The sequence below is a fragment of the Lachnospiraceae bacterium GAM79 genome (assembly GCA_020735665.1).
GTDB lineage: Bacteria > Bacillota > Clostridia > Lachnospirales > Lachnospiraceae > Coprococcus.
Window position 1 is genome coordinate 171,316 of record CP085928.1, and the last position, 12,070, is coordinate 183,385.

Genomic DNA, 12,070 nt, shown 5'->3' on the forward strand with positions numbered 1-12,070 from the left:
GGAGGTTGTAGATGGCTGATATAAAGGATTTTAAACATGCTATTGTTCGACAGAAGATTTTAGATGCAGTACGAAAAGACTTAATAGGACCAACATCAGATTGTGAACAATTGAATGAAGTACCAACGAGTAGTTATATTACGGGATTATTATATCCGGCTGATACAGATGTAACGGAAGATGAAAATTACAATGATGTAGAGTTTACAGAAAAGAATTTCGATGCTGATGGAGAAACTTTGGAGGCAGGAATTTTTGAAGAAGAGGAACCAGAGGATAGAGTAAAAGGTGGTTTTCAGAAGCCGTCTTCTATAGGTGTGTCTTTCTATGTCTCTGATGATGTTCAAAAGGTTAATGCTTATATTAATTGGGGAAAGTATTATGCAGAACAGGTGCAAGGTGAAGTAATAGATGAAACCTTAGAAGAAGATGCAGAGAATAAGAAAAAGAAGAAACATACCATATATATTCGTGAGCAGATGAATGATGTTGTGGAAATCGATTTTAATCTGATGGGGCGTTCGAAGCAGATTCCACTTGAGTCTAATGGAAACATCTATATTTATGTTATGAAGATGCAGTTAGACAATGGATACAAGATGGTATCGGTTTATTTGCATAATAATGATAAGTTAGATGGCGATGAAAAAGAATATGCAAAGGTAATGTTCCAAGTGGAGATGCTCATAGCAGATGATTTGATGAGTCCTATTTTTGTACCAGAATATCTCTGTAGAAAAGTTGAATTAGAGGATGAATATTATTATAAAGGCAGACCAGTTTATGCAAGAGGAAGAGGTTGTGCTGCTACTTGGGAAAAGAAAGCAGAAGAGATAAATGCAACTGCTATAAAATCATCATTTATTCCAGATTATGAAATTCCAAGTGTAAGTGCACAGATAGATGATATGCCGGAGCATGCCTTTTCGATGCTTCAGATGGGCTCACCAAGGAAAAAGTCAGAAGTTATTCAGAATCTTCGTACATTGACAGAAATGTATGGAAGTTGGATTACAGATGCATTGACAAACGACGAAGCTATGCATGATGATAAATTTAAGGCAACAGGTCAGACTATTATTGATAAATGCAATGATGCAAATCGTAGGATGAATGCTGGAATTGATTTGATTGAAAACAATGATAAGGTATATCAAGCGTTTGTATTTATGAATCAAGCAATGTATTTACAGAGAAGTATTACAGCTTTTTCAAAAGATTATGGTAATGGCATTCCTTGCAGCTTAAGAGATTATATGACTGATATGCCAGAAAAAGGAAGAAAGAAAGATCACAGTGAGTGGAGACCATTCCAGATTGCATTTGTTCTTTTGAATTTGTATGGGATTATGGATGGTGAGTCTCCGGAACGAAATATTGTTGATTTATTATACTTCCCTACTGGTGGTGGTAAGACAGAGGCATATTTAGGGCTGATTGCTTTTACTATAGCATATAGGAGACTGACAGCTTCAGATGAAACCGATTATGAGAAAGATGGTGGAGTAACAGTATTTTTAAGGTACACGCTTCGTTTACTTACAACTCAGCAGAGAGACAGACTGATGCGTCTTATTGTTGCAATGGAACAATTGCGTGAGAAGAATGAAAAATTATATGGTAAGGAAAGAATTTCAATTGGATTCTGGGTTGGAGGTAATGTTACCCCAAATAAATTTAGCGAATACAGCGATTCTGATCAATTTAAGAAGAAAGAATTTATAAGGAAGCTTACAAAGCAGATTATTAAATGCCCTTATTGTGGTAAGGAAATCACACGGGATGAATATGACATCAATGAAAAGGGAAAGTATGTCAAAATTCACTGTGCAGATAAGAATTGTATGTTTTCGTTAAAAACAGGAAGAACCATACCGGTTTATCTTGTTGATGAGGAAATTTATGCAAAGTGTCCTACTGTGATTATTTCGACTGTAGATAAATTTGCGAGACTTCCATGGTCTGAACGAGTTGGTTTGCTATTTGGCAGAACAGATAGATATTGTAGTAGATGTGGACATATTGCTATTGGAGAAAAGCATGCAGGAAGACATAATGCAGATGTCGCAGCGGGATTGGAAAGGGCTGAAACGGTTGCATGTAAACAATTCTATCCTCCTGAGCTAATTATACAGGACGAGCTTCATTTAATTACTGGTCCTCTTGGAACGATTTATGGTGGATATGAAACTGTTGTAGAAGAGATGTGCTGTATTGAGAAGAATGGAAAGAAGATTCGACCTAAGTATATTGTTTCAACAGCAACTATTAGAAATGCTGGGGAACAGATTAAGTTTCTTTATGGGAGAAATGAATTTGCACAATTTCCGCCAAGTGGCTTTGATACAAGAGATTCATTTTTTATTAAGGAAGTACCGCTTCCAACTGAAAATTTAGTTGATGCTTCAGAAGAAAAAATCAGTAGAATGATTAGTGATGGAAAAAAGCCATTTCGTCAATATGCTGGTATATGTGCGAGCGGACAATCTGTAAAAACAACGCTTATTCGTTTGTATTCGATTATTTTGCAAACAGCACTAGATATAGCAAAGAATCCGGAATATGAGGATTATATTGATCCATATTACACATTGATTGGCTACTTTAATAGTATTCGAGAATTGGGTGGTGCAGTGCGCCTTCTTGACGACGATATAGCAAGCCGTATTCGTGTTGTAAAGAATAAATATAATAGCTCAGAACAGAGATATCTCAGTTTTGAGGGAAAGAAGGAAATTACATCTCGCATACCTTCATGGGAGATTGCGCAGGTTCTTGAAAAGTTAGCAATTTCTTATGATAAAAACAAGGAGAAGCAAGGCTGTTATGATGTTGTCATTGCAACTAATATGATAGCGGTAGGTATGGATGTTGACCGTTTAGGACTTATGTCAGTTGTAGGTCAGCCAAAGCAGAACTCTGAATATATTCAGGCAACAAGCCGTGTGGGTCGACAGCATCCTGGAATTATTTTTACTGTTTATAATCCTTACAGACCAAGGGATTTGTCTAATTATGAGAATTTTGTTGGTTTCCACTCACAGATGTATAGATATGTAGAAGGAACTACAGCAACGCCATTTGCGGCTAGAGCTAGAGACAGAGTATTACATGCATTGGTAGTTTCTTTACTAAGATTACAGGTAGAGACGATGGCTGATAATGGTGGAGCATCAAACATTAATGATATTTCTGATGAACAAATCAAAGATATAAAAGACAAAATTCTTGAGCGAGTTAAGATAACTGCACCATCGTCTTATGTAGATACAGAGAAAGAAATGGATGAGTTTATCAATACTTGGAAGAACATTGCAAAAGACGAAAAGCTATATTATTTTGTTCCAGCAGTAGCTGATGATAAGAAGAGGCTACTTACATACTATGGCGAATATTATGGAGACAAAGAAAAACCAACACTAAGTTCTATGCGTGATGTTGAGCAATCATCAACAGTTTTTTATTGGGAGGGTGTCTGATGAATTTTTATAAAAAATTGGGCGAGATTCGTCCGAATCAGTTAATAACTACATATGGACCAGGCTCGATAATGGATGCTGTAAATGATTCATTGACAGTTTTAGATATAGAGTACTGGGATACTAACAATATTGGTAAAGAAATTAGAGATGCAAGATTGGCTAGTTATATGAATGTTCGACGATTCTTTATGCCAAAGACAGGTGGAAAAGAGGATATTCCAGTTGTGTCATTTCCATACTATCATGTGTGTTCAAAGGGAACATGTAAATTCTTATTTGATATGAGAGATTACTTTGATATGGACCAGTACAAAAAGAATCAAGGTGAAGTGAAATGCCCTAAGTGTGGATTTCCAGCATACCCTTCGAGATTTATAACGGTATGCGAAGATGGGCATATGGACGATTTCCCTTGGAGATGGTGGGTACATCATGGAGAAACAAGTTGTAAAGAAGATATGTACCTAAAATCAATGGGTAATACTTCATCACTTGCAGAACTCCGTGTTGAGTGTAATTGCGGTGCAAGGAGAGTTATGTCTGGAGCAATGCAGAAGGAAAAATTTGCTGGTCTATGCTGTTCAGGAAACCATCCGCATAGACCAGGAGCAGAGGCGAAAATTTGTAAGAAGAGTGTAATACCTAGCCAGCGTGGTGCATCTAATGTGTATTTTACAGTCACAAGAAATGCAATATCAATTCCACCTTGGACAAATCCTATTAATGATATCATGGGTGCACAAAGAGCAACTATTGAAACATTGGTAGAGGCTATGGGAGAAGAGGCAGGTCTTTCATTTGCTTATCAGAAGTATTTTGGAGATAAATATTCTTATGAAGACTTTATAGCTGCCTATGATAGATTAAGCCAAAATATCAAAGAGTTTACTGAACTTAAAGAAATGGAGTATGCAGCTATTACGCATCATGAGGATGTCGAGTATCAACATGATGTTAAGTATTTCAAAGCAGAAGAAGTTACTTTGAGTGAAAGTTTAAAAGAGTATATTTCTAGGATTATTAAAATACATAGATTACGTGAAGTACGAGTTTTGACAGGTTTTACAAGATTGGAAGCACCAGAACCAGAAGTGGATGAGCAGTCACATATCGTAAAATTGAAGTGCTCTTCGGGAGAAAAATGGCTTCCGGCAGTCGAAATCAATGGTGAAGGTGTATTCATTGAATTAAATAAGGAAAAAATAAACCAGTGGATGCAGATAGAGACTGTGAAATCTCGTTCTGATAAATATGAGGAATGTTATGCAGCATATTGTCAGAAAAAAGGATGGGAGAATTTTAAACCAAGAAATGCAGAGTATGTGTTGTTACATACACTTTCACATATGTTGATTAAGGAAATGTCTATGCAGTCAGGATATTCATCATCTGCATTACATGAACGCATTTATAGTAGTGAAAATATGTGTGGAATTTTAATTTACACAGGTGCGGCGGATAAGGAAGGTTCACTAGGTGGACTTGTTGAACTTGGCGGAATGAATAAGTTTTTGCCGCTTTTAAAAGGGGCACTGGAGAATGGTTTAACATGTACAACAGACCCAGAATGCTTTATGAAGAATCCGACGAGTGAGAGATTAAATGGGGCTGCCTGTCATTCTTGTACTATGATATCAGAAACTGCATGTGAAAATGGTAACCGCCTACTTGATAGAGCATTAGTAGTACCGGTACCGGAGCATGAGAAAATGGGATATTTCAGAGAATTGGTGAGAGATTTATGTGGAATACAAGTGTAAAAATTGAGTACATTGCAGGGCTGATAGTAGATGCACTTGAAAATTATTCTGTTAATGGAGAGAGTGCACAGTTTTATCGTGTGATTAAAGAACTTAGAAAACATTTTACTAATTGTTCGGAAGGGGAGATAATAGATATAATTAGCCTTTGCATGAAAATGTATTCGTCAAAGAAAATTGAACACGCAGAGCTTGTCCTTACTGCACCAGATTCATTCCGTGTGATAGCATTAAGAACCAAAGATACAATGCGTAATCTGATAGAGAATACAGAAAAGAGTCTTACTATAACTGGTTATTCAATCTCAGATTATTTTGCCGAAATGCTTGATGTTATTATTGAAAAAAGCCAGCAAGGAGTATATGTTCGTATATATGTGAATGATACAGAAAAGCAGAAGGAAGTGCTTGACAGACTGATGTCATATCGTTCGCGATTCTTACAGATATATGAATATCAAAAGCAAGAAGATGACAAGATGGCAGCATTGCATGCGAAACTTATTGTATCAGATGTAAAGAAATCACTGGTGTCGTCAGCTAATCTTTCATATCACGGAATGCAAGGAAATATTGAAATGGGATTCTTGATTGAATCCCATGACAAGGCAAAGCAGATAGAGGAGGTTATGAAGGAAATGGTAAGGATGAAGGTGTTTGGAAAACAAAAATAATTACGAAAAAGATAAATATCCGTTCCTCATATATGGGATAAAATATTTTCGTAAGTATTTATGTGATTTGCAAATTGAAATTATGGAAACTATTGTCAGTGAGTTACCTTAAAATTTCTTATACTGTGTGGGCAAAAAGAATCGTATGATTTAATGATAGGGGAAGAATTAATAGGTTGATTTACTGAATGTTGATGTGAGGAGGTCATAAAATGCAGAGTCCAATCCATGAAGGATATGAATATCAGGATTATTTTACTGTTTCAATAATTCTACAACTGATGCTTCAACAGATAGATGCTGAGCTGATTATCGATCGTAAGGATTTCAGCGGAGATAAATTTGATGATTTAAAGTTGAAGATGTCTAATGGTAACATTGAATTTCAAATTAAGTATTCTGATGATGAAAGCTCCCATAAACTTACTAAAGATGACTTGGCAAATGGCAATGGACATGATACTGCGTTGTGTGATCTTTTCGCTTCTTGGAAAATGAGAAAAGAATCCGAAAATGATACTCAAATAAAGTTATGTCTAGCGTGGAACATGCCTACTGATGATGATCCAATTACAGAGTATTTGAAGCCTATTCAAGAACAATCTCTGCCTTTTTCGGTTGCTGCATATTCGTTTGACGGTGACGTGTTTTGGCCAGCAGAAAAATTACCACCAAAAAGTTGGAGAAAGTTTAATACGGCGATTAAGTCAGGACTTATTGATAGAGAAGCCTTTTTAGCTTTTTGTAATGATCTCACGATTATTTTAGAAATGCCTAAAGCAAGTCTGGATTTAAAGAATCCTGGAGCCCTAGAAAATGTAATTATTCGGCAAACTGAGAAATTGGGGGTAGGAATATATCCAAATGATGCTCTCAACGTGGAGGATATTATTTATAAACTTGCAACGGAAGTAAAACATTCTAGAGCGATAGGAAACAGACTTTATACAAATATATTAGTGGGGCGCCTTGGATTAATAATGGATTACGGGAAATTTGATCAAAGATTTCCGGTGGATTCAACGCATCAGATTATACTTGGTGATGAAATTGAAAGGTTACACAGAGTAATTCTTGATTCAAAACGTGTCATTATTTCAGGCAACCCTGGATCTGGAAAGTCTTGGCTTGTTGATGAATACGTAGATAAACTTACGAGTGAAGATAGTAAAGTTATACATTATAATTGTTTCCAGTCTTTACAGGATACAAATAGTCTTGAGAGAATACGTGTCACTTCCTTATATGGAAATCTAGTTTCGCAGATAGTGGAACAATGCCCAGAGCTAGTTGTACATAAAAATACAATCTTTGGTGCTAATAAAGCAGAGCTTGAAAATTTGCTTTGTTTCATTGAAGAAGAATTCTATTTAGTGGTAGATGGTCTTGATCATATAGCTAGAGAATATGAGCTAAATAAAGATTTTATTTCCCACTCTGAAATTGAAATCATTTCGGAACTGTTGGAAATCGATTTTCCTGATAACTGCTATGTAATAATATCATCGCAGCCAATAAATGAAATAGAGAAGTTTAAAAGCAAGAACTACAGTGTATTTGAGATTGAGCCTTGGGGAATAGAACAAGTAAAATCCTTGATGACGACTTTTCAAATTAGTGATGATACTATTGAAGATGATGATATTTCATCAATAAGTGCATATATACTTAAGAAATCTCAGGGAAATGCTCTATACCTTAGTTATATCCTGCGCCAATTACGAAACTTAGATGAGAATAAAAAATTAATAGACGAAATACCTGACTACGATATCAGTCTCTCTAAGTATTATTCCTATTTGTATACAAAAGTTCATAATAACCGCACGGTTAATGCACTTTGTGGGGCAGATTTCTATCTTGGTTTAAATGATTTAATGGAGATTACAGGGGACGGCAAATATGTAGAACAAGATATATCGGTGCTTCATCCATTATTGATAGAAAATACACTAAGCGGTGGCTTTTCAATCTATCATGAAAGTTTCCGCCGTTTTGTTTTAGATTCATTGAAAGATAAAAAAGTGGATTTAGAGCGAAATGTCTATGGTATTCTTGCTGATTGGTTACAGAAGAAACCATTTTTTGAATTTGATAAGTCATTTTATTATCTTACTGAATTGCTATATAAAATCAAGAGAGATGCAGAAAATATTGAATTGATTGAGAAAGAATTTGTTCTTAAATCAGTATCAGAGGGTTATTCTCGAAAACGTATAAGAATGAACTTGAATTGTATTATCCGAAGTGCGGGTAGAATTAGAAATTTAGTTGCGTTGGCAACAGCAGGTGAGTTGTTGGCAATGCTCGATGATATGAACGAATTCGATAGTACTGGAGAAGAGTACTTCCAAGCAATATGTGATATAAAGGGTGCTTCTAAACTAAATCAATTAATGCAAATTGATGGAAAACCAACCTTTGATATGAATACAGGCCGAATTGCGTGTTATATTTCTTCGAAAGCGGGTATTACACCTTGGTGGGAACTGTATTTAGATACAGAGGCTAAACAGTATAAAATTGAGGAACTTAAATACTATTATAGATATTATCTTGATGAACAAGGAGTTAGTATCATTCCTAAGCTTATGGAGGCAATAGAAAAAGAAAAGGTTTCAATAAGAAACCAATGTATTGAGATTGCGTATGATGAGTTACAGGACTATATAGAATTTGATGAAATTGCTTCAATTGCGGAGGAGCAACAACTGATTAATTGGAAAAACTATCTTTCGTATATTGAGACTGGATATTATCCGCAAAGTGAAGTTTCCTTTGAGGTTACAATTGGAAACTTGGAAAAAATCAAAACATTGAGGATGCCAGGAGAAAAAGATATAATGATTTTTAAAGAATTTTCCTCACAAATATATTATTTGGCTGTAGCGGGGGATAGGAAAGTAATAGAGAAAGTCTGTGCGGATTGTAAAAATATTAACTGGTTCTATAATTGGATAATATATTCTGTCAAGATGTCAGAATTGTGTGCACACACAACACAAATGGATTCTAAAACAATCTGTGAAACAGCACTTACTAATTTGAAACTATTGCTACAGGATACGGAAGTTTTCAAAGGAGAACCACGTACTTGTGATTTGTATTTTCTACAGAATGAATTAACAAGGTCATATGAACTGGCAGTAGAGCTGATTGTCAAAAATGGAACAGTAGAGGATCTGGAGAAAGCCCTAGGGATTCTCGAACGGCTTGATGATGAAACTGGAACAAGTTTGGATCATAGTATGGGAGGTCCATTAACTGATGCTGAATTTTTGGGCTTAATATCTCGTTTTCTGACAATTGATAATTATGAGATCGTAAAACCTTATTTATTAAGAACTCAGGAGAAAATAGAAAAAAATGAGGTATATGATTGCATAGCTGCAGCAAAGTTACGCTTTGTTAGTCTTATTTCAAAGTATAATCAGTCTGAGGCTTTAGAGCATTTTGATATATGTATACATTATCTTGTTGCATATGGATATCACAAGGATATTATTCTGTTGCAAATTATGGATTCTTATAACATTTTTTTTGAAGCTGTTGCAGGAAATCCAGAAGAGGAACGTGATACAATAACAAAAATGACAATGGCTCTTTGGAATCATACTGATGGAAGAGAAACAAAGCACTTTCTAAATCGCTGGTTTGATGAATTGCTTAAGATAGACTCGAAGTATGCACTTGCATTCCTGTCAGGGCTACAAATCAAGTTCGGAAAAAGCTGGGTTGTGGAGGGTATGTTACGTTCTGCTATAAAAAAGTATAGCAATGATTTGGATTGTTTAGATATTGTAATTGAACTGATTGAGTCGCTTCCAAATGATACAAGCCCAAGAATAATTGATGCATCCACATCTGTATTCAGAACACTAGAGCAGATATACACAGGAGCAGACGATGATGAAAGATTACTAATCAAGCGCCGTATGAATGAACTTGTTATCAATGTTGTTTCAAGATTTAATATTCTTGATAGTCCTTGGCCGGACAATGATTCGTGTAAAGATGGAAGCATTAAAGAATTTTTATTAACAGTTGAGTCATCAGGATTTGATGTTTCACAGTATATAGAATATTTCCATATAAAAAAAGCCGACGATATGGAAAACAAAGAAGTTAAGAAAACAGTGGATGTTTTTGAAGCTAATCAAACACGTTTTGAAGCTTTAACTACAGAGGATGCAAAGAAATGGTTTGAAACACATGATTTAATTGAGCGAGATGTACAAGATATCTGTAGATTCCTTAGAAATTATCAGAATGATAAGGACTCTCTACTTGAGATAATGAGATTTATAATTACTGAATACGGTGGATGGAGGTATAGTAAGAAACGTAAGGATATTGTTCTACAAATCATTGAGCAGTTGGAACTTGACGATAAAGAACTGTCAGAAATTCATATGTTGATGTACCTTTATTCATATGAATGGGGAAGCTCGTTAATTGATAAGGATGAATTTCTCAATAGTATACGACTTAGTTCTGATATAGCTCGTAACATATTTTATAGTGAATTACCTGAAGTTATTATTTCACATTCGGGCAGAATTACAAAAGGTCTTTTGGATGCACTTTTTGCGGTTGGGTATGATAAGAACAGCATTATTACGATTTGGAGAAATGCATTTGATATTATGAAACTTCGTTTCCCAAATCTTGATCATTATCCTATTGATAATGTTTTGGAAGAAACAGATGAACTATTAGGACTGCGTAATTGCTTATTAATGCGGTTTATTGATGGAGGTAAGGAATCGTTTCTGGCAACGTATGCTTATTTGGCGAATGCTGCTGAAGAAGAGAATTATTCAGAATTTACAGAAGCAATAGTATTTTGTCTAGAACATTATGAACAGTATAATCTTGTGACACAAATAGCAATTGCTGATTTAGTAAGATGTTATGGATATCGTTTGAAAGATTTGAATGTTGATCGAATGATAAATGCAATTAATGCTGTTTATCCAACCAGAAATTTGCTTTTGGACGTCATATTTTCGGAATTTACAATATATAAGAGCTATCTTTTAAAGTGTGTAGATAAGCATTCACCAGATTATTTGGAACAAGAAGATATTGAGTTTTACTTAGCTGAGCAACTATATGATCTTGGAAAAGAAGAGGCTAGAGAAGGAACCGATGAATACGCTAAGAATTCAGTATATAGAGATCCAATTATGCAGGTGGTCGATACTTGTGGTATTGACTATGTAGAACTGTACAAAAGGCTACATGCATCAAGTAGATTGAATAATAAAATACGCGCTTTTGTTGGTGGGGAAAGTAAGATGCCTGAAACAAATACCGTGTACAAATCATATGTAATTCAATATGCGCTCCACGCAATCATTGAAAAAGCTTATCGTGACAGAAAACCAGAGTTGATTCCGCAGAATTTGTTTCGGTTGATACCTGACTACCAGGGGATATATAGATTATTCAAGTGCCGTGAAATTCAACCTCGAAATCATCTATATGATAAGAGTAATTCGTGTGTTCCTTTTCTTAAAAATAATGAGGAGGAATACATTCTAATCGGATGCTATGAGACAAGAACAAGAATTGATTATCATCAGGCGTCTTTTACTTTTGCATATCAAGGTATAGTAGGAGATAGTAATGAAGAGAATCAGATCCCATTCCGACGATATTTAGCTCTAGCGGTTGGAAAAGGAGAAACTTATATGATTTCAGATAATTCGGAATCTCTTATTAATATTGTTAGAACATTTGATAGAGAATTAGAAGATGCAGATTACCTGTGGCCTAGTATTTCGATTTCTAAACTTTTTAACATTCATATGGAATTTGATTTTTTGAATGGAAGATATATTGCAGTTAATCAGGATAATGATATTGTTTGTATTATGAAAAAATGGTTATCGAGTTACAAAGGTGACAGCGAATATCCAGGCAATGCAATTCCATTATATAGTGGTACCGAGTTGTATATAAAGAAAGAGTATATCGAAATGTTGGAGAAACAATTTGGAACATTGATGATGAAAACTTGCGTGGAATCATATACGCAGACTTACTGATTTGTAAGAATTGTATATTGTATATAAGATGTGCAGTGGAAATCAGCTTGATGTATGAAAGGGATGAAATTGTTTGTAAAAGTAGATAATTTGTAGGAGAA

General features: G+C 35.1%; 4 protein-coding genes. All 4 read left to right on the forward strand.

What is annotated here, in order from left to right:
• Positions 1-11: 11 nt before the first annotated feature.
• The 4 genes from drmA (at position 12) to LK416_00810 (ending at position 11,969) form a co-directional block, all read left to right on the forward strand.
• Positions 12-3,479: a DISARM system helicase DrmA gene (gene drmA / locus LK416_00795; protein UEA74747.1), complete on the forward strand. Its 3,468-nt coding sequence runs from the start codon at positions 12-14 to the stop codon at positions 3,477-3,479.
• Entirely contained in the window at positions 3,479-5,242 is a 1,764-nt protein-coding gene (locus LK416_00800; protein UEA74748.1) for a DUF1998 domain-containing protein, read from the forward strand. The genes drmA and LK416_00800 overlap by 1 nt, the downstream gene beginning before the upstream one ends.
• A complete protein-coding gene (locus LK416_00805) occupies positions 5,224-5,916 on the forward strand; it encodes a phospholipase D-like domain-containing protein (protein ID UEA74749.1) in 693 nt (230 codons plus the stop codon). The genes LK416_00800 and LK416_00805 overlap by 19 nt, the downstream gene beginning before the upstream one ends.
• Before the next feature lie 212 nt (positions 5,917-6,128).
• Positions 6,129-11,969 carry an ATP-binding protein gene (locus LK416_00810; GenBank protein ID UEA74750.1) on the forward strand — a complete coding sequence of 1,947 codons (5,841 nt, stop codon included), beginning with the start codon at positions 6,129-6,131 and terminating at the stop codon, positions 11,967-11,969.
• The last annotated feature ends 101 nt before the right edge of the window (positions 11,970-12,070 follow it).